The organism is Ensifer sp. Root142 (genome assembly GCF_001426785.1).
Lineage (GTDB): Bacteria > Pseudomonadota > Alphaproteobacteria > Rhizobiales > Rhizobiaceae > Ensifer > Ensifer canadensis.
The window spans coordinates 235570-256151 of the sequence record NZ_LMFK01000001.1 but is presented as its reverse complement, the minus strand read 5'-3'; the positions used below and the strand labels follow the sequence as shown (position 1 = coordinate 256151).

Sequence of the window (20582 nt, the reverse complement as noted above, 5' to 3'; positions counted from 1 at the left end):
CGCCTGCCGCTCTGAATGGCGCGCCCGTCAGGGACTGCGTCGCCTGCAAATGGTGGCTTCAAACCGTCTGGCCGCAGGCGCGGCGGAAGCGGCGCACGGTTTCGGCCATGCCATACTCCAGCGCATCTGCCGTCAGGCCATGGCCGATCGACACTTCGGCGAGGTTGGGGATGTGCCTGGCGAGCAGCGGCAGATTGGCGACTGTCAGGTCGTGCCCGGCATTGACCTCGAGCCCGAGGCTGGCGGCGATTTCCGCCGTGCGGCCGAGTTCGGCGGCAATCTTTTCCGCCTTCTCGGGGTCGTCATAGCAACCGCCATAGGGGCCGGTATAAAGCTCGATGCGGTCGGCACCCGTCTCCTTGGCAATGCGTAGCGCCTCGGTGTCCTCGTCGCCATCGGCAAACAGCGAAACGCGAAAGCCCTTTTTCTTCAGCCGACCAACGACGCTGCCGAGCAGGTTGTGGTTCTTGCGGAAGTCCCAGCCATGGTCTGAGGTCGCCTGCGCCGGATCGTCAGGTACCAGCGTCACCTGTTCCGGCTCGTGCGTTTCGACGAGGCGTAGAAACTCCTCGTTCGGGTAGCCTTCCATGTTGAACTCGGTCGCTGAGAATTCGTCGTCGATGAGATCGCGGATCGGCTGCAGATCGGAGAAGCGCACATGGCGCTGGTCGGGGCGCGGATGCACCGTCAGCCCGCTTGCGCCGGCTTCAAGAGCAATGCGGCCGAGCGCAGTGACGGACGGCCAGGGAAGATCGCGCCGGTTGCGCAGCATGGCAACGGCATTCAGATTCACGGACAGTTTTGCGGGCATGTCGGAACTTTCCAGAGGCGGGCAATGTCAATGCAATGTTCTACTGCATAATTGTAAAAACAGAAAACAGTTTGGACCAAGATTATGCAGCAATTCCAAAGAGTACGTTCGCCAGCGAAAGTCGGCTCCGGCGTCGCTTGTTTGCCGGCCATGCCTTGACGAAACCTTGACATTAGTGGGGCCTAACATGCAGTGCGTCCAGCAAGACCCATCAACCAAGGCAAAAACCGATGCGGATGTCGGCGATGCAAGGTCGCAAAAGACGCACCGCTACGTTCTGCCACAGGGGACGGTCGCAATTTTGAGTTTATTTCAGATAAATCTCAAATTTGGGGTCAAGCATCCTGACAACAGCTTTTTTTGAGCCTAAATTTCCGAATCATATCGAATTGCGGCAGATCTGCCCTTCGATCTCTTTCATAAAGTTTCGCGACGAATGAACCTGGAGCAACAATTGATGATGGCGGTCGAAAGACCCTGCGACGAGACGATACGGCAAAACCTTCGCCGTATCCTCGAGAGCAAGTCTTTCGCGCGTTCCGAACGCCTGCGCGCTTTTCTCGCCTATGTGGTCGAAAAGGAGATGATCGGCGAAGGCCCGCAATTGAAGGGCTATTCGATCGCCATCGACGTCTTCGACCGCCCTCAGGCGTTCAATGCCGACAGCGATCCGCTGGTGCGGGTGCATGCCGGCAAGCTGCGCAAATTGCTCAAGGCCTATTACGAGACCGATGGCGCCGAGGACGAATGGCATCTGGTCATTCCCAAGGGCACCTATGTACCGGAATACAGCCGCCGGCAGATCGATGCGGCCTGCCCCGCCGAGCCACAGACGCGCCAGCCGAAGCTGACGCGCAAGCGCCTCCCCGGCCAGAAGACGGCCTGGCCGCCGGCACCGTTGTCTTCGCCGCTGGCTGTGCTGTCGGTGCTGCCGCTTTTGTTGTTTGCGCCGCTGCCTTCACCGGAAATGACGATGGACATCGATGCGCAGGCGAAGCTCTTCAACGGCCGCCATTCGATCGAGCGCGTGCTGCCCTCCGTCAACGTCGCCATATCGGGAGACCAGAACGCCGACGTCAAAGCCTTCGCCGTCGCCCTTCGCGCCGCCGCTCAGCGCCACCGGACACTGGCGCGCGCCACCGACGGCGACGCCGGACGGCCGGTATCGCGCAATGCGGCGCTGTCGTTTTCGCTCGAGCTGACCTGGTACGACGCGCCTGCGGCCGGTGTGCGCGTTACGCTCAAGCATGATGGCGAAGGCGTGCCGCTGCGGCAGGATTTCATCACAAGCGAACGATTGAAGAGTGAGCCCGATCTGCTGTTTGAAAGCATGTCGCTGGCATCCGAACTGTTTTCCCTCGATGGCGAGATCTACACCCATGCGAGCGAAGAACAGATCCAGAGCCCGCTGATGGATTGCATGACGGCAACCGCCCAGTATCGCAAGCTGCTGACCCGCGGCAGCTTCGAAAGCGCCTGGTCCTGCCAGCAAAAACTGGCACCGCTGCGCGGCGACGAGCCGCTGTTCATCCTCAGCGCAAACAGCCCACTCCGGGTCATCGGCCACTGACGGAAAACCATGCTGCCTGCGTCCTAAGCGGCCCGCCAGCATGGCCCAAACCAGCACTTCCCCTGCAATATTCAGGACTATTCATATATGTGATTCGCGTATACGGTGTGGCCATGCGTTGGGAATTGGTGCCTGGTTGCTCGTCAGGCAAGCACAATTGTCAGCAGTAGCCGCGCCCTTCGCGGTGTGCCCCAGCCGAGCAGCAGTCGCTATCGTCGACCATCGACGGTTGCATTGGAGCGCGGATCGCTTCCGCTCCGGTCATACCGTGCGATCGCGACGAGTTCCTGATGCCTGCGGCATAATTCCGTAAATCGGCAGCGATATCGGGATCAATTATGCAGCAAATCGAAGCGTGACGGCTGCCTTCGCCCCCTTGAACAGGCGCGCGGCACTGTCAAACGGGGATCATCGATATGCCGCGAGACCACTGGAAGTACGAGGGCGCGCTGGCGGCGCCGGAGCGCACCGGCTACCTGCCCAGACTGCCGCTTCCCCATCACGATCCCTCAAGCCCGCTTGCAATCGCCGATATGGCCGATGCCTTCGGCGTCACCCACCGCACCCTGCATTTCTATGAGGAGAAGGGCCTGCTGACCGCCGCCCGCATGGGGCCGATGCGGGTCTATGGACCGGACCACATCCGCCGCATGGCCGTCATCAACGCCTGCCGTGAAATCGACATGCCGATCGCGGCCATCCAGGAACTGCTCGCTGGTCTTGCCGGCGCCGACGACCAGACAGAGGCCGACCGGCTGTTCAAGGAAGCGCTGTTGTCACGACGCCGGGAACTGGCGGCGCAACAATCCAACCTGCGGCGCCAGATGCAGCGCATCGCCGAACTGCTGGAAAACGAAGCTGAACAGGGCGAGGCCTCGTCCGATGACGCCGAAAACGTGCATCTCTCGCCGATCGAGAGCGAATGCCTCACATTCATGGCCGAAGGTTACCCGGCTGCACGCATCGCCCGGCTGATGGAGATGGATCTGGCCGCAGCGCTGACGCTCGAGGCCGGCATCATCCGCAAGTTCAACGCCCACAACCGCTTCCAGGCCATCGCCAAGGCGGTGCTATCAGGCATGATCGCCGCGGAATAACCAGGCGCGACGCTTCGCGCTATCGGACGTATCTAGCCGAGATCCCGCGCTGGTCACGGGGATGAAGCATCGCGGTGTCGAAATTCCCGTCGCCGAAAAGGGCATCGTGAGGGGGCAATTCTCCCTGGATCATCGACAATGTGATGTCTTCAGCGCCACGCTCATGTTACGAGGCGCTTGAACGATGCAATGAGAGACGACCCCGATGCTTCCCTGGATCCTGCTAGACCGCGCAACCATTCCCGGTGATGGCGACGAGTTGCGCCTGAAGAGCCGCGGCAGCGAATTTTCCATCATGCTCGGCTCGACGGAATTGATGAACAGCCGGCTGAGCGGATCGGAAGAGGCGCTGGCGACGCTGAGCTGTGAGCGGATTGCCTGCCGGAAGAATGCCCGCATGCTGATCGGCGGCCTCGGCATGGGGTTTACCTTGCGGGCCGCATTGGGCGCGCTGCCTGATGATGCCAGGGTGGTGGTCGCAGAGCTCGTGCCAGCTGTCGTCGAGTGGGCGCGCGGACCGATGGCGGATCTCCACCAAGGCACGCTCGACGATCCACGCGTCGACATCCATGTCGGCGATGTCGGCGCGCTGATCCGATCGAAGACCGCCGCTTACGATGCCATCCTGCTCGATGTCGACAATGGTCCGGATGGCTTGACGCGCGCCTCCAACGACAGCCTCTACAACCACACCGGCCTTCGCGCGGCCAAGGCTGCCCTGCGCCCAAACGGCGTGCTTGCCGTCTGGTCATCGGCGCCGGACAGCGCCTTTACGCGCCGCTTGCGCGAAGTCGGCTTTGCCACCGACGAGGTGAATGTGCGCGCCAACGGCAAGCGTGGTGGTGCCCGCCATGTCCTGTGGATGGCGACCAAGCGCTAGCAAAGAGCAGAAAGAGGGCGCGCGCTTCAGATCCGGCCGCGGCGCGACGGAGCCAAGAAAAACGCCGCGCTATTCGACAGTCACCCGTTGCGAAAAGCGCGGCTTGAGACCGAGATCGGATCGTCGCACGGGTCCTTCGCGTTGGCGAAGACATAGCCATCGGCCTGATGGATGGCCCCAAACACCAGCCCTTCGGCAGCGCAGCGCTCGCAGAAGGCTTCGACGTCTCTCACGTCGAATACCAGCTTGACCAGCGACTGGCCGCGCCGCTGTCCCTTGGCCGCCGGGTGGATCATCAGGTTGGCCCCGCCTTCCCCGCAGATCAGCTCGATGATCCGGTCGCCCGCCTCGTCGCATGCTTGAAAGCCGAAGTGCTTCTCGTAGAAGCGGACGGTCGCCTCGACGTCTTGGGCGTAAATGATGATCCTGTTGATCGGCACTGAAATCTCCCTCGATCGAAGACTTAGGCCTGCCCGTCCTCAGCGAACGATCGTCAGGCGCTCGGCCGCACGGGTGATCGCGGTATAAAGCCAGCGCTCGCGGGTATCGCGAAACGCCCAGCTCTCGTCGAACAGCACGACATTGTTCCACTGCGAGCCCTGCGCCTTGTGCACCGTCAGCGCGTAGCCGAAGTCGAATTCGTCGTAGCGCTTGCGGGTCGACCAAGGAATTTCGCCCTCGACCTCTTCGAAGGCTGCCTTCAGCAGCTTGATCTTGGCGGCACCGCGATCCATGTCGTCGTCCTCAGGGCGGATCATCAGGTTGATGCCGGGCTTCACCGTTTCCTTCGACGAGCTCATGACCTGCCAGAGCGAGCCGTTGAGCAGGCCCTTGGCCGGGTCGTTGCGCAGGCAGACCAGCTTGTCGCCGGATTGCGGATATTCGCTGGTAAAGCCCTTGAGCTCGCGAAGCCGCTGGTTGTAGCGCCGCCGGGTCTTGTTGGTGCCGACCAGCACCTGGTCGGCCTCCAGCACCAGCTCCTGGTTGACCTGCCCGCGGCCGATCACCTGGGTGGTGCCGTAGTCGCCATGCATGATCTCGTTGCCTTCGCGCACCTGCATCGCCAGCCGGATGATCGGGTTGTCGCGGGCCTGGCGGTGAATGTCGGTCAGCAGATAGTCCGGATCCTGATTGGTGAAATAGCCGCCGCCGGTGACCGGCGGCAACTGGCCGGGGTCGCCGAGAACCAGGATCGGCGTGCCGAAGCTCATCAGGTCCTTGCCGAGCGCCTCGTCGACCATCGAACATTCGTCGACGATGATCAGCGCCGCCTTTGCGACCGGGCTTTGCCGGTTGATGGAAAACATCGGCGCGATCGAGGTCTTGCCGGTCTCCTCGTCGGAAACCTCCTCCTCGCCGCGCGGCCGGTAGATCAACGAGTGAATGGTCTTGGCGTTGCTGGCACCCTTGGAGCGCAGCACCTGGGCGGCCTTGCCGGTAAAGGCGGCAAACAGCACGTCGCCATCCACATGCTCGGCGAAATGGCGCGCAAGCGTCGTCTTGCCGGTGCCGGCATAACCGAACAGCCGAAAGAGCTGCGAGCGGCCCTCTTTCAGCCATTGTGAAACGGCCTTGAGGGCCTCGTCCTGTTGCGGAGCAAATTGCATGATCCGAAGTGTCAGGATTCGGGGTGCACAAGCAAGCCCGGATTTCGGGTCGTCGTATCCTGCCGGACGCCCGGCACCCGCGTTTGCAACGACCTCCATCGCGAAATCCCGCACCAGATCAAGGAGCTATCATCGATCTGCCGCGCGCCGGGCTGCCCAGCGCCGCGCCGCAATGGCGCAGGCGTGTCACATGACGGCACCCCCATCCAGTCGTTTCGGCCGCCCGCCCTATCCGCTGTGGCACTTTCTGGCCCTGTGGCCAGCCTGCCGCTTGAATGCCTGCGCGCAATGCTGCTAACGAGCGGTTGCGCGGCGGCGAACCGATCCCTGCATGGGCCAGCCCCGACAAACGGATCAGGCGGGCACGAACACGTCAACCGCCTGAGGCAATGCCGGAGAATGCCCTTGAAGCCCGACCAGCCCGCCACGCCCTCGTCTTCGGACCCTGTCGGCATCGGCCGCCTTGCGCCGACGCTGCAATGGCTGCTTCTCACGCTCGTCTCCGTGATCTTTGCGACAGTCCTCGAATTGGTCGGCATTCCCGCCGGGCTGTTGATGGGGCCGATGCTCGCGGCCGTGCTCTTCGGCATGAACGGCGGCACCATCCGCCTGCCCAAGCAGGTGTACTTCTGCGTGCAATTCATTCTTGCAATGATGATCGCCGGCGCGATGACGCCCGGCATGCTCGGCACCTTTTCCGGCAACTGGCCGCTGTTCCTCGGCGTCATTCTCTCCGTCATCGCCGTCAGCACGCTCTGCGGCTGGGTGATCACCCGCATGCGCATCCTGCCGGGCACGACGGCGATCTGGGGCTCGTCGGCGGGTGCCGCCTCCACCATGCTCTTGATGGCGGATGCCTATGGCGCCGATGCGCGCCTCGTCGCCTTCATGCAGTATCTGCGCGTCATCTTCGTCGCCAGCACCGCGACGATGGTCGCCCATCTCTGGGTGACCGGCGCGGAGGCCGAAACCGCAATCGTCTGGTTCGAGCCTGTCTCGATCCTGCCGTTCCTGGCAACGCTTGCCGTCGGGCTCGGCGCGGCCTTTGCCGGCCGGATGCTGCGCGTGCCGGCCGGCGCCTTCCTGCTGCCGTTCCTCGTCGGCGCCGTGCTCAATGTCAGCGGCGTCATGACCACCGAGCTGCCGCAATGGCTGCTGGCGCTCTGTTACGCCCTGCTCGGCTGGAACATCGGCCTTGGCTTCACCCGCTCGATCCTTGCCCACGCGCGCCGCGCACTGGTGCCGACGGTGATCTCAATCGTCGTCTTGATCTCGTTTTCCGGCCTGCTTGCCCTGCTGCTCATCAAGGTCGCCGACATCGACCCGCTGACGGCCTATCTCGCCACCAGCCCGGGCGGGCTCGATTCGATCGCGGTCATCGCCGCTTCGAGCAATGTCGACCTCTCCTTCGTCATGGCGCTGCAGTCCGCCCGTCTCATGATCATCACCATGATCGGCCCCGCGCTCGCCCGCTTCGTCGCCAACCGCGCCTGAAAGCGGTGCGGCTCGCCGGCACTTGAAAAAAGTGCGACGATGCAACAATTCCGGGAATAATCCCCGCCCTCCTCGTGTCTCATGTCAGGATCCGCGCGCCTGCGCACTCCGCTAGATTCAAGTTGAGGAAGGAAAGCTCCCATGAGAACGTTACCGCTCGCTATTGCCATTTCCCTTGTCGCCGGCGCCGCCTTTGCGGCACCTCCGGTCAAGACGGTCGAAACGGCAAAGGGCAATGTGCTCGCCGCCGCCAACGGCATGACGCTTTACACCTACAAGGACGACCATGGCGGCGTTTCCAGTTGCTATGACGCCTGCGCGAAGAACTGGCCGCCCTTCACGGTCGAAGGCGATGCCATGGCGGAAGGAGCCTACACGGTCGTCGAACGCAAGGATGGAGCCAAGCAGTGGGCCAAGGACGGTATGCCGCTGTATTTCTTTATCAAGGACAAGAAGATGGGTGACATTACCGGGGATGGCTTGAAGGGCGAATGGGATGTCGTCAAGCCGTGATGGCGTGAATATGGATGCGGGGGCGAAAAGCCCCGCATCCGACCGGTTCGAGGAGGATGTGCTGGCGCTGATGCCGGCGCTCCGGCGCTATTCGCGCAGCCTTGTGCGCTCGGATCCTGATGGTGAAGATCTGCTGCAGGATTGTGTCGAGAAGGTTCTGGCGCGCCGCGCCCAGTGGCGCGGAGTCAACCTGCGTGCCTGGGCCTTCACCATCATGACCAATCTCAGCCGCAACCGGCACCGGCACACCGCGCTGCACCCGCAGGTCGAGCTCGACGACAACCTCGGCCTCCAGGCGGAAACCCAAGAGAGCGATCCGCTCGAACGCTCGCGGCTGGAACGGGCGCTGAACGGCCTTTCGGCGGAAAACCGCTCGGTGCTGATGCTCGTGGTGATTGAGGGATACCGATACCAGGATGTGGCCGACATGTTGGCCATTCCGATCGGCACGGTGATGTCCCGCCTGTCGCGGGCGCGTCACCAGCTTGCCGAAGCGATGAAGGACGACAACGTGATCAGCATGCGGAGACCGAAATGACGGACGAATTGAACACCGTCTCCGAAGACGACCTCAACGCCTATGTCGACGGCTTCCTGAGCGAGGCGGACCGGGCGCGGGTCGAGCAATGGCTCGAGCGCAACCCCGCGCGCGCCGAGGAGGTCCGCCAGTGGCAGGGCCAGGCAACCGAACTCCGCGCCATGTTTTCGACCTATGCCCGCAGTGACGAGCGCGACCGGGCGTTGCTCGCAGGTACGAGCAGCCGGGGCGCGGCCGTCGCTTCGCGCGATCGCTGGACTTTGCGCCTTGGCGGCCGCATCGCCGCCGGTCTCCTGCTCTTTGGCGCCGGCGCCCTCAGCGGACTTTATGCCCCGCATGTCCTCGCCCCCGAACGTTCAGAACAGGTTGCCCTGGTGACTGAGAGCTTGCCGCGGCAGGCGCAGTCAGCGTTTCTCATCTATGCAAGCGAGGTGCGCCACGCCGTCGAGGTCGGGCCGGACCAGCAGACCCACCTTGCCACCTGGCTCGGCAAGCGGCTCGATCATCCGCTCAACATTCCCGATCTGTCGAAACTCGGCTTTTCGCTCGTCGGCGGCAGGCTGCTACCGGTCAACGGCAAGGCGGGCGCGCTGTTCATGTATGAAGACCCGAGCGGCCAGCGGTTGACCGTGCTTCTCGGCCGCAACCCGGACAACCGCGAAACCAGCTTCCGCATCGACAGCAGCGGCGGCGTCGAAACCTTCTACTGGATCGACGGACCGATCGGCTATGCCGTCACCGGCGAAGTGCCGCGTACGCTTCTGCAACAGGTCGCCGACGAATGCTACCGCCAGTTCGAGAAGCCGGCAGCCGCCAAGAGTTGACGGCGTCAGAGACGACTGCAGCGCTGCCGCAACTGAAAGCGTTTCGAGGTTAAAACCGTCGCCATATCATAACGTTGGCTCAGTTTTCGAAGCATCGATTCACGTTACGTGATGTTCCGTGGAGATGGCCCCTCATCCGGCCTGCCGGCCACCTTCTCCCCGCACGCGGGGAGAAGGAAACTTGTGGCTCGCGGCCACTCCACGTCAGCCATTCGCTGCCGAGGTGCTCGTCAACGACAGATGCCAGGTGGCAACGCTATTGTCGTCCACGTCCCCTCTCCCCGCCCGCGGGGAGAGGGCTAGGGTGAGGGGCAAACCCGCTCGCGTCCCATGAGATATGACAGACCGCTACCGCAGCGGGTCGTTCTCGATCAGGATCGGATGCCCATGCGGCGTCGCCTCGGCCGCGCGCTGCCAGCTCTTCGTCAAGGTTTCCAGCTGCCCGCTGGAGGTGATCGAAAGCTCGGTGACGAGCCGCGACAGCGCCGCCACCCAGCAATCGAAATAGTCGCTGGCATCCGCCTTGCGGCCGGGCTTGTAGAGTTCGGCGGAAAGCGCCTCGGCCCATTCGTTCCAGGAAAAGACGCCCTTTTCGTGCAGTCTCACCGTCATGGCAAAGGCAGACGCCTGCCACAGCTCGGCGAAGACGGGATCGCCCTCGGGCGATTTCGGCAGCCCGGCGGAGGCGGCAAGCGGCGATGTCGTCTTACAGGTGCTCAAGGTAGCTCTCCCAGGCATCGATCGACACCGTCAATGTCGGGTCGGCGCCCTCGCCCCAGATCTCAGCCCCGTCAAACACCACTGTATAGAGCCACTGCGCGCTCTCGCCGCGGCCATGGGCGTTATCATCGGGAAAGACGAAGGAACCCTGCACCGCCTCGATCGTGCCGAGCTTGGCGCGGGCATAGCGCGGCAGCCGCGTATGGGTCGTCGGGTTGAAATTTTTGGTGCGCACCTGTTCGCCGACGACGAAGCGCGGGCGCGTTTCGACCAGCCGGTCGCAAGAGCCGCCCTTGGCAAGCACCGCCGGCACCATGTCGGCCTTCAGCACGCGCTTGGGCTCGGCTCCTTTCTCGAGCATTTGGCCGCCGTCGAGTTCGGCCTGGGTCACGAAACCGTGGCGCTTCAGCAGCGTCTCCAGCGCCCGCGTCCAGATCTCGTAATAGCTCGCCGAGAGATAGGTGGCAGGCGGCAGGTTTTCACGCGCATGCCGGCTCTCGTCGATGGTCCAGGCGCCGAAGGCGCCGCAGGAAAGCGTCACGCCGAGCGCCCGTTTTTCCCATTCGGCGTGAAAATAGGGTTCGTTGGTCTCGGGCGCGACCGGACCCATTCCATGCTGCCCGCCGAGATCGTGCGGCCCGTTCATCGCAGCGCCTCGGTGACAAGCGCAAGCCCGGTACCGATCATGGAATCGCGGGTCACCAAATCGGCAAGCTCTTCCTCGCGGAGCCCCTCTGTCCCCACCGGCCGCTCCGGCACGACGAGATAACGCAGCTCCGCCGTCGAATCCCAGACGCGAATGCGCCTGTCCTCGGGGAGCATCAGCCCGAATTCCGCCAGCACCCCGCGCGGATCGATGACCGCGCGCGAGCGATAGGGCGGCGCCTTGTACCAGACCGGCGGCAGGCCGAGCACCGACCAGGGATAACAGGAGCAGAGCGTGCAGACGACGAGGTTGTGGGTGTCGGCCGTATTGAACACGGCGCGCATGTGCTCGCCCTGCCGGCCGGTATAGCCGAGGCTGGCGATCGCCGCCGTTGCGTCGCCCTTCAGCCAGTCGGCAAATTCGGCGTCGGTCCAGGCCTTGGCAACGACGCGGGCGCCGTTTCGCGGGCCGATCTTGGTCTCGTAGGTCTCGACGATGGCATCGATCGCCGCCGGATCGATCAGGCCCTTCTCCGTCAACACCGTTTCCAACGCCTTTACCCGCGCCTCCATATCGGTGAAATGGTTGTCGTGGTGATGGTCGTGATCATGGTGATCGTGACCATGATGGTGTTCGGACATTGCCTGGCTCCTCGCAGCACGGCGCCTCGCGGCTGCGCAGATGGCGCCGCTGCCTCCCTGAGGCAATAGTCGTAGCGAATAAACGCCGATTTCGAAATCGATTTTACCAGCGGCCGTGGACCGGAATTGTCACCGTAACAAGTCCGGTTCGACGCGGTTTGCCATCGCTGTCAAAACGGCCCGTTTGATTGCAAGCAATCATCAGGAAACGGCGAAGGCACGATTGCACACCACCTCCGTCACAAGTCTGAAGTTGCGCTAAGGTCTTAGCAAGCGGGGTGATTCGACGCCACGACGCCTTGTGGGCGGAAGGCGGAGGACGGAGCATTGGGGGAACTGGCAGCGCATGACGACACCAACCGAAAGTGCTTTCCCGTCCCGTGCTATCCGCGTCGTTGCGCCCGTCTTTTCCCTCGGCTTCTTTTTCCTCTTCCTGGCACTTTTGCCGTTGCCATTGGCGGTGGGCCTGCTCCGGCTCCCGATCGACGAGATCAGGCGTGATTACGCCATCAGCCGGAACCCCGTTCTCGTCAGCGGCGCAGAGATTTGCTCGGTCGATTGCCTGCCTGGCAGCGGCGAACCCCAGCTCTGCAGCACGCAGGTTCGCTTTCAGCACGATGGTCAGCCCCACGAGCAAATCTTGAACACCCGTTCGGTCGGTCAACCCGGCCTTTGCCGGCACGGCAACATCACAATCGCCGGCGACAGCCCCGAGCATGTCAGCCTCACCCATGATTATCGCAGCGTCATTCGCACGACGGCGCAGCGGCTCATCCTCGGAGCCGGCCTTGTGCTGTTCAGCCTGGTCATGCTGAGCAACGCCATCCCCATTCTCCTTGCCCGCCGCGCCGCCGGCCGGCGGTATTTGCTGAAGCCCATCATCGTCGATCTGAGCGGCAGCCAAATCCTGCGCTACGCCCCGAGCGTTCCCTTTGCGCGCGGTACTATAAAGACAGCCTATACCCGGATGAAGCCAGGCCAGCGCCCACTGTACCTCCGGCCGACGAGCGACGACCGCGCGCTGCCGACAACCCCCTTCGCCGGACATGCCTACCCCGCCCTCGCCGTCATCACCGAAGGCGTCCCGTTACCGATCCTGCTTGACGAGAAACTCACCCGGCTTGAACTGAGCGAGGCCGAGCGCAATCACATTCGAGCGGCAATCGATGAGACCATAGGGGTGTCCTTCGGCGACCTCCTATCCCCCGCGTTCGTCAGGGAAAAACTCATTCGACCGTTGCGGAAAGACAATCCGGTCGATAGGCCACGATTGCCTTCAAAATGGGCATTCCGGCTTGCCATAGTCATTCCGCCAATGCTGCTGCTCGCTGTCTTGTCCATTATCGACCAGTTCTTGTGATAGGTTCGCCCTGCCCCCTGCCGCGTCGGTTGTTGACCTAGCAATCGCAGGCTTGCCCTGGTGCCCGCAGCAGCCTCTGCTGTTGCATGATGCCGGCTCCATCCGAGGCGCGAAGTCGTCCAATCCACCTTCGCTGCTCGATCATTTTTACCCGCCAATTTTCGCTGGCAGCTCTGTAAACTGACGTCATGAAAATTCTGATTCTCGGCGCCACCGGCTTCATCGGCTCGGCCCTCCTCGATCGACTGACAAGCGACGGACATGGGGTGACCGGCCTTGGTCGCAATGTCGCCCGCGCCCGGCTGAAACGGCCGGGAGCGTCATGGATTGCCGCCGACCTTGCTGAGATGCGCAAGGCCGGCGACTGGCTGCCGCTGGTCGAGACGCATGACGTGGTCGTCAACTGCGCCGGCGCGCTGCAGGATGGCCTGGCCGATCATGTCGCTGCAACCCAGGAAGCGGCGATGCTGGCGCTCTATACCGCTGCCAAAAACAAACCGCCGATGCGCATCGTGCAGATCTCGGCGCCGCGCGGCGATGCCGGCACTGACCTCGCCTTTCTCGCCACCAAGTTCCGCGCCGACACGGCGCTTGCGGAAAGCGGCGTGTCGCATGTCATTCTGCGGCCGGCGCTGGTGCTCGGCCGCAATGCCCATGGCGGCTCGGCCCTGCTCAGGGCGCTTGCCGCCCTGCCCTTCGCGATCCCGCTCGTCCACGCGCAAAGCCGCGTCGAAACAGTTGCCCTTAGCGATGTCACCGAGGCGGTCAGCGCCGCCGTCGCAGGTCTCCTGCCCGAACGAAGCGACCTCGTGCTCGGCCACCCAGAGCGGCCACCCCTTGCCGAGCTCGTCGCGCTGCACCGCCAATGGCTTGGCCTATCGCCAGCTAGGATCGTTTCGCTGCCGGCCCCGCTCGCCGCACCCGTCGGGCTCCTTGCCGATATCGCCGGACGGCTCGGCTGGCGCTCGCCACTGCGCTCGACTGCGCTTTCGGTGATGGCCGGCGGCGTCTCAGCCGAGGATGACGCTCACGCCCCGGTGCCGTTTCTGTCGGCCCGCCAAAGCCTTTCGGCTGTGCCATCCGGCGTGCAGGATCTCTGGTTTGCCCGGCTTTATCTTTTGAAACCACTGTTGATCGTCGGGCTGTCGGCCTTCTGGTTGCTTTCGGGGCTGGTCCCGCTCTTTGCCATCGATGCGGCGAGACAGCATTTCCTGCGGTTCCTGGCCGAAGGCCCGGCAACGGCGTTGACGCTGTTGACCTGCCTTGCCGATATCGTGCTCGGAGCCGCGGTGCTCGTCCGCCCGTGGGCGAAACAGGCGCTCTTGGGAATGCTGGCGCTGACCGCCGCCTATCTCGCCTCCGCAACCCTGGCGGAGCCCGAACTCTGGACCGATCCGCTCGGGCCGCTCGTCAAGGTTCTGCCGTCGATCCTGTTGACGCTTGCCACCCTCGCCATTCGGGATGAACGCTGATGTTTCCGGACGACCTCCTGCGCCTCACCCATGTCATCGGCGCCACCGTGCTCTTCGGTACCGGCGCCGGCATCGCCTTCTTCATGCTGATGGCGAGCCGCACGCGCGATGCGCGGCTGATCGCCCATGTCGCCGGCACAGTCGTGGTCGCAGATACGGTCTTCACCGCCACAGCCGTGGTGTTTCAGCCGATCACCGGATATCTGCTGGCGACAAGCATTGGCTGGTCGCTTGCGGAAGGGTGGATCGCGCTGTCGCTGATCCTCTATGTCGTCACCGGCCTGTTCTGGCTTCCCGTGGTCTGGATCCAGATCCGGCTGCGCAATCTGGCGCAGCTTGCTGCGGCGGAGAACACGCCGCTGCCGCCGGCCTTCGATCGGCTCTATGCCATCTGGTTTGCCTGCGGCTTCCCGGCCTTCTTTGCCGTTGTCGGCATTTTCTGGCTGATGCTGGCAAAGCCGCAGTTCCAGCTATTTTAGCATCGGCCACAGGCTGACGACGAGCAGCACCGCCATGGTGATGTTGAACCATTTGAGCCGTGCGGGCTCCGACAGCCATTGGCGCAGGGCCGAGCCGAAACCGGCCCAGGTGGAGACGCTCGGTACGTTGACGAGGGCAAAGACCAGGCCGACGGCAAGCACGCTGGCGATGTAGCTTTCGCCGCCGGTATAGGTCGCCATTGCCGAGACTGCCATGACCCAGGCCTTGGGATTGACCCATTGGAAGGCCGCCGCCTGCAGGAAGGTCATCGGCACGGCGCCGGCCTTGCCTTCGCCGAGCGAGCGCGAGGTGCCGATCTTCCAGGCGATCCAGACGAGATAGGCACCGCCGGCAAACTTCAGGGTGGTGTAGAGCAACGGTACGGCGTGGAGAAGCGCGCCCAGGCCGAGACCGACGGCGATCAGCAGCGAGAAGAAACCGGCACCGATCCCCAGCATATGCGGGATGGTGCGCACGAAGCCGAAGTTCACGCCCGAGGCAAAGAGCATCATATTGTTCGGGCCCGGCGTAATCGACGTCGTGAGCGCGAACAGAAACAACGCCAGGAGCGTATCGGCCTGCATTATCTTCCTCCACCAGGATTAGGTCAACATAATTGACCTAATCCTGGCAACCAGCCCGGAATTGTCACGGTGACAACATCGGGCGACCACCGGCCTGATAGGACGGAACGGGAGTTGGGTCGAGTTCCGCGCCCGAGATATCGCGACCAGCAACGCGCCTGCGCGCCGAGAAAAGGCACCTCGAAAGACCCGCCGATTGCGCTAGATTGCGACATACGAAACGCTGGGACCCGCCCAACGCTTAATCCCGTCCACGTCCGACCAAGGGGAAAGCCGAATGCACGATCCGATCCCGACCACCACGCTCATCGATGGACGCTCCGTTCCGGTTCTCGGCCAGGGCACCTGGCGCATGGGCGACGAGCGCTCGCGCGCCGCAGAGGAAGTGAAGAGCCTGCAGGCCGGCCTCGACCTCGGCATGACGCTGATCGACACCGCCGAAATGTACGGCAACGGCGCCTCGGAGCGCGTCGTCGGCGAGGCGGTCAAAGGCCGGCGCGACGAAGCCTTCATCGTCAGCAAGGTGCTGCCCTCCAATGCCAGCCGGATCGGCACCGAGGCCGCCTGCGAGCGCAGCCTGAAGCATCTCGGCATCGACCATATCGATCTCTACCTGCTGCACTGGCGCGGCGGCTATCCGCTCGCCGAGACGGTGGCGGCGTTCGAAGCCCTGAAGAAGGCCGGCAAGATCGGCGCCTGGGGCGTTTCCAACTTCGATGTCGACGACATGGAGGAGTTGTTGGCGGTTCCCGGCGGCAAGAACGTCGCCGCCAACCAGGTTCTCTACAATCTCTCAAGGCGCGGCATCGAATATGATCTCCTGCCCTGGTGCCAGAAGCGCGGTGTCGCCGTCATGGCCTATTCGCCGCTCGACGAGGGCCGGCTCTTGCGCAACGCGGATCTCGTCCACATCGCCAAGGCGCACCAGGCAACGCCGGCGCAGATCGCACTCGCCTTCCTGAAAACCCGCCCCGGCGTGATCTCGATCCCCAAGACTGGCTCGGCGGAACGCGCCCGCGAAAACCGCGACGCGATGGACATCCACCTGACCCCGGAAAACCTCGCGACCCTCGACAACGCCTTCCCGCCACCGAAGCGCAAAAGGTCGTTGGAGATGATTTGAGGGCCGACCGTTTAAGGCCCCACTCGGATCTTTCCGGCAGAAATTGGCAGGTTCAGCTCTCATGATGACGGGTCGTGGAGACGCTGGGGACCGGCCAAACCCCCCGTCATTCCTGTGCTTGTCACAGGAATCCAGCCAGCCCAAGTCTTTGGGCTGAAAGGTCTTTTGACCCGACGGACGTCGAGTCGCTGGATTCCGGCACTACAGCGCCGCGCGTCTTATTAGGCGCGCAAAGGTCGCTGTAGCACTTTGAATTGCTGCATGTATCCTTAGGATACATGCAGTGGGCCGGAATGCGGGAGAATGGCGTGCCCCTATCGCGTGTAGGCTGTTTACGGGATTAGCCAACTGCCTGGCCTGTCGAAGTTTCCTGGCGACTTGCACAGCGTTCCGCCCGCCCCTCATCCGGCCCGCCGGCCACCTTCTCCCCGCCTGCGGGGAGAAGGATAGATGCGGCAAACTTGCGCAATTAGGCAGAAACTGCCACCAGACTCCAATCCATTGGACTCATAGGATCGTCGCGATCCAGAGCATTTCCAGGAAAAGTGCGAAGCGGCATTCCGTCAGGAAATGCGTAAAAACAAAGAGATAGGGCGTTTCTGCGACTCCGTTTAAATCGGAAACGCTTTAACGACGAGACCAGTATTCTTCGTGGAGTTTCGCCGCCTCGTCCACAAGCATGGGGCCGACGACTTCCGTTGGGCGCTGACCGGCGGCGAACACGATGTGGCAGGGGAGATCAAGCGTCGGATTTTCCTCGCTCGCGCCTATCTGTTGTTTCATCTCTCTCTCGGACAGGCCAAACACGACGCGCCCTATGCCTGCCCAATAGATCGCGCCTGAGCACATGGCGCATGGCTCCGCGGACGTGTACATCGTGCATCCGGCAAGAAAATCCAAATCATAGGCTTTGCCGGCGCGCGTGGCTAAAAGCCGCTCCGCGTGGGCCGTGCGGTCGCCACCTTCCGAACTGTAGCCGTTGCACTGTTCCAGTAAGACATTGCCGTCACGGTCGGCGAGAATTGAACCAAACGGGTGATCCCCGCCCTCGCGCGAACGCCGCGCCACATCGAAGGCCTTCCGCAAAAGTGTCTCATCATAGGGCCGCTTGCTGCTTGCCATTTTGTGAGCTCCTGAGAATTATCGCGGTTCATTCACCACTAATGTTTCCCCGGTAACGGAACGGGTAATTTGCATTCTCTGCCAGGTAAAAGGATGTCAGCTCCCCAGCGCCGCCTATCTGCCATTCCCCCGATGAACAGATACAAGAATCAATTTGATCTTTTTTGACTTTGGCAGCAAGGCCGATCGAGGTGCGAGCTTGTCAGGGAAGAATCGGGGGGACGGGTGGCAGTCGCCACCTAGAGCATTTCCAGGAAAAGTGCGAAGCGGTTTTCCGTCAGGAAATGTGTCAAAACAGGGAGATAGAGCGTTTCTGCGACTCTGTCTAAACCGGAAACGCTCCAGTTGCGCAAACTCGAAGTTGCACCCCCTCTCCCCGCCTGCGGGGAGAGGGCTGAGGTGTGGGGCAAACACCCCCCGCCTGGCTCAGATAGGCCAGACAAGGGTCACCCCCCTACCCGCTAACCTACAATCACATCCCCTGCGGGCCGCGGTTCATCGCGGCGATGCCGGTGCGGCAGACTTCGATGAGACCGAGCGGCTTCATGATGGCGATGAACTGTTCGATCTTCGACGACTTGCCGGTGATCTCGAACACGAAGTGATCGATATTGGCGTCGATGACGGAAGCACGGAAGGCATCTGCCAACCGCAGGGCCTCGACGCGATGGTCGCCCGAGCCATGCACCTTGACGAGCGCCAGCTCGCGCTCGACCGGGCGGTCATGGCCAAGCGTGCCGGCACGCACGGTGAGATCGACGACCCGGTGGACCGGAACCAGCCGCTCGAGCTGGTTCTTGATCTGGTCGAGCACGTGCGGCGTGCCGCGGGTGACGATGGTGATGCGCGAGAGATGCGCCTGATGTTCCGTTTCCGAAACGGTCAGGCTCTCGATGTTGTAGCCTCGGCCGGAGAACAGGCCGATGACCCGGGCGAGAACGCCCGGCTCGTTGTCGACGAGAACCGAAAGCGTGTGCGTTTCGGCGACTTCGGTTTCCTTGGCGATGAAATAGGCGGAACCGGTCGGTTGAAGGTGTGCGCTCATTTTATTGTTTCCTGTCCCTATCTCAAACCAGCTGGCGGCCCTTGGCGTCGATCGCGTTGGCGACCGCTTCGTCCGTGGCTTCGTCCGGCAACAGCATCTCGTTGTGCGCCTTGCCCGATGGGATCATCGGGAAGCAGTTGGCGAGGTTGGCAACGCGGCAATCGAAGATGACCGGCGCCGGCGTGTCGATCATGCGACGGATCGCATCGTCGAGTTCGCCCGGCTTGTCGCAGCGGATGCCGACACCGCCATAGGCTTCCGCCAGCTTGACGAAGTCAGGCATCGCCTCGGTGTAGGAATGCGACAGACGGTTGCCGTGAAGCAGCTGCTGCCACTGGCGCACCATGCCCATGTACTGGTTGTTGAGGATGAAGATCTTGACCGGCAGGCCGTACTGGACCGCGCAGGACATTTCCTGGATGCACATCTGGATCGAGGCATCGCCGGCAATGTCGATGACGAGGCTGTCGGGATGCGCGACCTGGACGCCGATGGCAGCCGGGAAACCGTAACCCATCGTGCCGAGACCACCCGAGGTCATCCAGCGGTTCGGCTGTTCGAAGCCGAAGAACTGGGCGGCCCACATCTGATGCTGGCCGACTTCGGTGGTGATGTAGGTGTCGCGACCCTTGCTCAACTCATAGAGCCGCTGGATCGCGTATTGCGGCATGATGACGTCGTCGTTGGCGGCATAGGCCAGCGAGTTGCGCGCCCGCCACTTGACGATGCCTTCCCACCAGTCGGCCAGCCGTGTCTTGTCGTCCGCCTTTGTGGCCGCACGCCAAAGCCGGACCATGTCTTCGAGAACCGAGCCGACATCGCCGAGGATCGGCACGTCGACGCGAACGTTCTTGTTGATCGACGACGGATCGATGTCGATGTGGATTTTCTTGGAGTTGGGCGAGAACGCGTTGAGGCGGCCGGTGATGCGGTCGTCGAAGCGCGCGCCGACGCAGATCATGACGTCGCAGTCATGCATCGCCATGTTGGCTTCGTAGGTGCCGTGCATGCCCAGCATGCCGAGCCAGTTCTTGCCGGAAGCAGGATAGGCACCCAGCCCCATCAGCGTCGAGGTGATCGGGAAATTGGTGAGCTCGACCAGTTCGCGCAGCAGCTGCGAGGCTTGAGGGCCGGAATTGACGACACCGCCACCGGAATAGATGATCGGACGGCGGGCCGTCTTCATCAGTTCGACGGCTTCCTCGATCTTCTTCAGATCGCCCTGCGTCTTCGGCTGGTAGCTCGTCTGGGCCGGAACGGCCGACGGCGGCGTATAGGTGCCGGTCGCAAACTGCACGTCCTTCGGGATGTCGACAACGACAGGACCCGGACGGCCGGACTGGGCGATGCGGAACGCCTCATGGATAACGCGGGCGAGATCGTTGACGTCGCGAACCAGCCAGTTGTGCTTGGTGCACGGCCGGGTGATGCCGATCGTGTCGCACTCCTGGAAGGCGTCCGAGCCGATCAGAGAGGTCGGGACCTGGCCGGAGATGCAGACGAGCGGGATGGAATCCATCAGCGCGTCCTGCAGCGGGGTGACGGCGTTGGTGGCTCCGGGACCGGAGGTAACCAGCATGACGCCGACCTTGCCGGTGGAGCGGGCATAGCCTTCGGCCATGTGGCCGGCGCCCTGCTCGTGGCGAACGAGGATGTGCTGGATATCTTCCTGCTGGTGAATTTCGTCGTAGATCGGAAGCACGGCGCCACCGGGATAGCCGAAGATATGCTCGACGCCATTGTCCTTCAGTGCCTGGAGAACGATCTCCGCGCCTGTCATCTGGTTCTCTGTACCGCTCATTGACTTGCTTCCATCCCTTTTCCCAGTTGGGTGCTTAGCTTGTTTGAAGGCATAAAAAAAGGCCCCGTCAGGAGCCTCGTTTAGCGCATGGGTGGCTACTGCCGGATGGTTACACCATCCTGCCCATGCGCCGTCCCACCACAAGAATAACCGCAAAATTTATCATGGGACGATTTGTTAAACGCAAAAGCCGGAAGCGTCAACGCTTTTTCCGGGAGATATCGGATTGCACGAAACCGGGCCGCCGCCGCCGC

Annotated in this window: 21 protein-coding genes; 11 read left to right on the top strand and 10 right to left on the bottom strand. The window is 62.7% G+C overall.

What is annotated here, in order from left to right:
• Positions 1-58: 58 nt before the first annotated feature.
• On the bottom strand, positions 59-811 hold the full coding sequence (locus tag ASD52_RS01125) for a pyridoxine 5'-phosphate synthase (protein WP_025427634.1): 753 nt from the start codon (positions 809-811) through the stop codon (positions 59-61).
• Between the two features lie 457 nt (positions 812-1268).
• Between ASD52_RS01125 and ASD52_RS01120 the strand changes: the two genes are divergently transcribed.
• From ASD52_RS01120 to ASD52_RS01110, 3 genes are all read left to right on the top strand, one after another.
• Positions 1269-2381, top strand: coding sequence for a hypothetical protein (locus tag ASD52_RS01120; protein WP_025427635.1), 1113 nt, complete (start codon positions 1269-1271; stop codon positions 2379-2381).
• 416 nt (positions 2382-2797) lie between these two features.
• Positions 2798-3478 carry a MerR family transcriptional regulator gene (locus ASD52_RS01115; RefSeq protein ID WP_025427636.1) on the top strand — a complete coding sequence of 227 codons (681 nt, stop codon included), beginning with the start codon at positions 2798-2800 and terminating at the stop codon, positions 3476-3478.
• 205 nt (positions 3479-3683) lie between these two features.
• Positions 3684-4358 carry an MnmC family methyltransferase gene (locus tag ASD52_RS01110; protein ID WP_025427637.1) on the top strand — a complete coding sequence of 225 codons (675 nt, stop codon included), beginning with the start codon at positions 3684-3686 and terminating at the stop codon, positions 4356-4358.
• 80 nt (positions 4359-4438) lie between these two features.
• On the opposite strand, the gene ASD52_RS01105 is transcribed toward ASD52_RS01110, so the two are convergent.
• Positions 4439-4798: a VOC family protein gene (locus ASD52_RS01105; RefSeq protein WP_025427638.1), complete on the bottom strand. Its 360-nt coding sequence runs from the start codon at positions 4796-4798 to the stop codon at positions 4439-4441.
• A gap of 39 nt (positions 4799-4837) precedes the next feature.
• Positions 4838-5965: an ATP-dependent RecD-like DNA helicase gene (locus tag ASD52_RS01100; RefSeq protein WP_025427639.1), complete on the bottom strand. Its 1128-nt coding sequence runs from the start codon at positions 5963-5965 to the stop codon at positions 4838-4840.
• 405 nt (positions 5966-6370) lie between these two features.
• Between ASD52_RS01100 and ASD52_RS01095 the strand changes: the two genes are divergently transcribed.
• The 4 genes from ASD52_RS01095 (at position 6371) to ASD52_RS01080 (ending at position 9334) form a co-directional block, all read left to right on the top strand.
• The gene (locus ASD52_RS01095) at positions 6371-7459 is read left to right on the top strand and encodes an AbrB family transcriptional regulator (RefSeq protein WP_057211151.1); all 1089 of its coding nucleotides are present in this window, start codon (positions 6371-6373) and stop codon (positions 7457-7459) included.
• A 141-nt stretch (positions 7460-7600) separates the two neighbouring features.
• Positions 7601-7972, top strand: a complete 372-nt coding sequence (locus ASD52_RS01090) for a hypothetical protein (RefSeq protein WP_057222706.1) — start codon at positions 7601-7603, stop codon at positions 7970-7972.
• A 10-nt stretch (positions 7973-7982) separates the two neighbouring features.
• Positions 7983-8510, top strand: a complete 528-nt coding sequence (locus ASD52_RS01085; RefSeq protein WP_225906325.1) for an RNA polymerase sigma factor — start codon at positions 7983-7985, stop codon at positions 8508-8510.
• A complete protein-coding gene (locus ASD52_RS01080) occupies positions 8507-9334 on the top strand; it encodes an anti-sigma factor (RefSeq protein WP_025427643.1) in 828 nt (275 codons plus the stop codon). Before ASD52_RS01085 ends, ASD52_RS01080 begins: the two co-directional genes overlap by 4 nt.
• Positions 9335-9682: 348 nt before the next feature.
• On the opposite strand, the gene ASD52_RS01075 is transcribed toward ASD52_RS01080, so the two are convergent.
• From ASD52_RS01075 to nthA, 3 genes are read right to left on the bottom strand one after another with little or no spacing between them, the layout of a single operon-like run.
• Positions 9683-10054 (bottom strand): nitrile hydratase accessory protein, encoded by a 372-nt coding sequence (locus ASD52_RS01075; RefSeq protein WP_057222705.1) that lies wholly within the window; start codon positions 10052-10054, stop codon positions 9683-9685.
• The gene (gene nthB, locus ASD52_RS01070; protein WP_025427645.1) at positions 10041-10700 is read right to left on the bottom strand and encodes a nitrile hydratase subunit beta; all 660 of its coding nucleotides are present in this window, start codon (positions 10698-10700) and stop codon (positions 10041-10043) included. The genes ASD52_RS01075 and nthB overlap by 14 nt, the downstream gene beginning before the upstream one ends.
• Complete coding sequence (gene nthA, locus ASD52_RS01065) at positions 10697-11341, bottom strand: nitrile hydratase subunit alpha (RefSeq protein ID WP_025427646.1); 645 nt, start codon at positions 11339-11341, stop codon at positions 10697-10699. The genes nthB and nthA overlap by 4 nt, the downstream gene beginning before the upstream one ends.
• Before the next feature lie 346 nt (positions 11342-11687).
• On the opposite strand from nthA, the gene ASD52_RS01060 reads away from it, so the two are divergent.
• The 3 genes from ASD52_RS01060 (at position 11688) to ASD52_RS01050 (ending at position 14652) form a co-directional block, all read left to right on the top strand.
• Positions 11688-12701 (top strand): hypothetical protein, encoded by a 1014-nt coding sequence (locus ASD52_RS01060; RefSeq protein ID WP_057222704.1) that lies wholly within the window; start codon positions 11688-11690, stop codon positions 12699-12701.
• A gap of 188 nt (positions 12702-12889) precedes the next feature.
• Positions 12890-14173, top strand: a complete 1284-nt coding sequence (locus tag ASD52_RS01055) for an SDR family oxidoreductase (protein WP_025427648.1) — start codon at positions 12890-12892, stop codon at positions 14171-14173.
• Positions 14173-14652, top strand: coding sequence for a DUF2269 domain-containing protein (locus tag ASD52_RS01050; RefSeq protein ID WP_057211149.1), 480 nt, complete (start codon positions 14173-14175; stop codon positions 14650-14652). The genes ASD52_RS01055 and ASD52_RS01050 overlap by 1 nt, the downstream gene beginning before the upstream one ends.
• Here the strand turns inward: ASD52_RS01050 and ASD52_RS01045 are convergent.
• Positions 14644-15237: a LysE family translocator gene (locus ASD52_RS01045; protein WP_025427650.1), complete on the bottom strand. Its 594-nt coding sequence runs from the start codon at positions 15235-15237 to the stop codon at positions 14644-14646. The two genes, ASD52_RS01050 and ASD52_RS01045, sit on opposite strands and share 9 nt — an antisense overlap.
• A gap of 277 nt (positions 15238-15514) precedes the next feature.
• Between ASD52_RS01045 and ASD52_RS01040 the strand changes: the two genes are divergently transcribed.
• Positions 15515-16360 (top strand): aldo/keto reductase, encoded by an 846-nt coding sequence (locus tag ASD52_RS01040; RefSeq protein WP_025427651.1) that lies wholly within the window; start codon positions 15515-15517, stop codon positions 16358-16360.
• Between the two features lie 627 nt (positions 16361-16987).
• Here the strand turns inward: ASD52_RS01040 and ASD52_RS01035 are convergent.
• The 3 genes from ASD52_RS01035 to ASD52_RS01025 form a co-directional block, all read right to left on the bottom strand.
• Positions 16988-17482 carry a nucleoside deaminase gene (locus tag ASD52_RS01035; RefSeq protein WP_025427652.1) on the bottom strand — a complete coding sequence of 165 codons (495 nt, stop codon included), beginning with the start codon at positions 17480-17482 and terminating at the stop codon, positions 16988-16990.
• Between the two features lie 472 nt (positions 17483-17954).
• Positions 17955-18527: an acetolactate synthase small subunit gene (gene ilvN, locus ASD52_RS01030; RefSeq protein WP_025427653.1), complete on the bottom strand. Its 573-nt coding sequence runs from the start codon at positions 18525-18527 to the stop codon at positions 17955-17957.
• Positions 18528-18549: 22 nt separating this feature from the next.
• Positions 18550-20328 (bottom strand): acetolactate synthase 3 large subunit, encoded by a 1779-nt coding sequence (locus tag ASD52_RS01025; RefSeq protein ID WP_025427654.1) that lies wholly within the window; start codon positions 20326-20328, stop codon positions 18550-18552.
• Between the last annotated feature and the right edge of the window lie 254 nt (positions 20329-20582).

What these genes read in the sequence shown, in the direction of transcription:
- ASD52_RS01125 (WP_025427634.1), bottom strand. Translation starts at nt 811, where the DNA reads ATGCCCGCAAAACTGTCCGTGAATCTGAATGCCGTTGCCATGCTGCGC.
- ASD52_RS01120 (WP_025427635.1), top strand. Translation starts at nt 1,269, where the DNA reads ATGATGGCGGTCGAAAGACCCTGCGACGAGACGATACGGCAAAACCTT.
- ASD52_RS01115 (WP_025427636.1), top strand. Translation starts at nt 2,798, where the DNA reads ATGCCGCGAGACCACTGGAAGTACGAGGGCGCGCTGGCGGCGCCGGAG.
- ASD52_RS01110 (WP_025427637.1), top strand. Translation starts at nt 3,684, where the DNA reads ATGCTTCCCTGGATCCTGCTAGACCGCGCAACCATTCCCGGTGATGGC.
- ASD52_RS01100 (WP_025427639.1), bottom strand. Translation starts at nt 5,965, where the DNA reads ATGCAATTTGCTCCGCAACAGGACGAGGCCCTCAAGGCCGTTTCACAA.
- ASD52_RS01090 (WP_057222706.1), top strand. Translation starts at nt 7,601, where the DNA reads ATGAGAACGTTACCGCTCGCTATTGCCATTTCCCTTGTCGCCGGCGCC.
- ASD52_RS01085 (WP_225906325.1), top strand. Translation starts at nt 7,983, where the DNA reads ATGGATGCGGGGGCGAAAAGCCCCGCATCCGACCGGTTCGAGGAGGAT.
- ASD52_RS01080 (WP_025427643.1), top strand. Translation starts at nt 8,507, where the DNA reads ATGACGGACGAATTGAACACCGTCTCCGAAGACGACCTCAACGCCTAT.
- nthB (WP_025427645.1), bottom strand. Translation starts at nt 10,700, where the DNA reads ATGAACGGGCCGCACGATCTCGGCGGGCAGCATGGAATGGGTCCGGTC.
- nthA (WP_025427646.1), bottom strand. Translation starts at nt 11,341, where the DNA reads ATGTCCGAACACCATCATGGTCACGATCACCATGATCACGACCATCAC.
- ASD52_RS01060 (WP_057222704.1), top strand. Translation starts at nt 11,688, where the DNA reads ATGACGACACCAACCGAAAGTGCTTTCCCGTCCCGTGCTATCCGCGTC.
- ASD52_RS01055 (WP_025427648.1), top strand. Translation starts at nt 12,890, where the DNA reads ATGAAAATTCTGATTCTCGGCGCCACCGGCTTCATCGGCTCGGCCCTC.
- ASD52_RS01050 (WP_057211149.1), top strand. Translation starts at nt 14,173, where the DNA reads ATGTTTCCGGACGACCTCCTGCGCCTCACCCATGTCATCGGCGCCACC.
- ASD52_RS01045 (WP_025427650.1), bottom strand. Translation starts at nt 15,237, where the DNA reads ATGCAGGCCGATACGCTCCTGGCGTTGTTTCTGTTCGCGCTCACGACG.
- ASD52_RS01040 (WP_025427651.1), top strand. Translation starts at nt 15,515, where the DNA reads ATGCACGATCCGATCCCGACCACCACGCTCATCGATGGACGCTCCGTT.
- ASD52_RS01035 (WP_025427652.1), bottom strand. Translation starts at nt 17,482, where the DNA reads ATGGCAAGCAGCAAGCGGCCCTATGATGAGACACTTTTGCGGAAGGCC.
- ilvN (WP_025427653.1), bottom strand. Translation starts at nt 18,527, where the DNA reads ATGAGCGCACACCTTCAACCGACCGGTTCCGCCTATTTCATCGCCAAG.
- ASD52_RS01025 (WP_025427654.1), bottom strand. Translation starts at nt 20,328, where the DNA reads ATGAGCGGTACAGAGAACCAGATGACAGGCGCGGAGATCGTTCTCCAG.